The sequence below is a fragment of the Actinomadura napierensis genome, assembly GCF_039529375.1.
In the GTDB taxonomy this organism is placed as follows: Bacteria; Actinomycetota; Actinomycetes; order Streptosporangiales; family Streptosporangiaceae; genus Spirillospora; species Spirillospora napierensis.
Genome location: NZ_BAAAMR010000446.1, coordinates 1 through 511, shown reverse-complemented (window position 1 = coordinate 511; position 511 = coordinate 1). Strand labels below are relative to the sequence as shown.

1 protein-coding gene is annotated in these 511 nt (G+C 43.6%); it reads right to left on the bottom strand.

Features of this window, described 5'->3' with window-relative positions; translation table 11 throughout:
* On the bottom strand, window positions 1-488 hold a 488-nt coding region (locus tag ABD296_RS50405; RefSeq protein WP_344285898.1), incomplete at its 3' end, for an amino acid permease.
* Window positions 489-511 lie beyond the last annotated feature (23 nt).

Genomic DNA, 511 nt, shown 5'->3' with positions numbered 1-511 from the left:
ACCGCGATTAAAATGAGTGAATCGCCTTCTTTTGTGAGTGAAAGTAAGAACCCGATAATGCCCGGAATAATAATTGCAAGATAAGGAGCTTTATTTTTATTGGTTAAAGAGAGTGACGTCGGTAAGTAACCAGCTCGTGACAATGCAAAGATTTGACGCGAATAGGCATAGATAATTGAGAAGAAACTTGCGATTAAACCAGCTAAACCCACAAAGTTTACGAATGTCGCAAGCCAAGTGTTGGTGCCATAAACTTTAACCAAAGCATCTACCAGAGGGGCGCCTGAGGTTTGTAAAGTACTTGCACCTGCTGCGCCTGCACCCAAGAACAAAATAAGCATGGCAAATGCTGTTAAGATGAGCATTGCACCGATTAAACCGCGTGGCAGAGATTTGGCTGGATCTTTTGCTTCTTCTGCTGCTAACGGAACACCTTCTACTGCAAGAAAAAACCAGATAGCAAAAGGAACCGCGGCCCAGATGCCCAAGTAGCCATGAGGTAAAAAAAGAC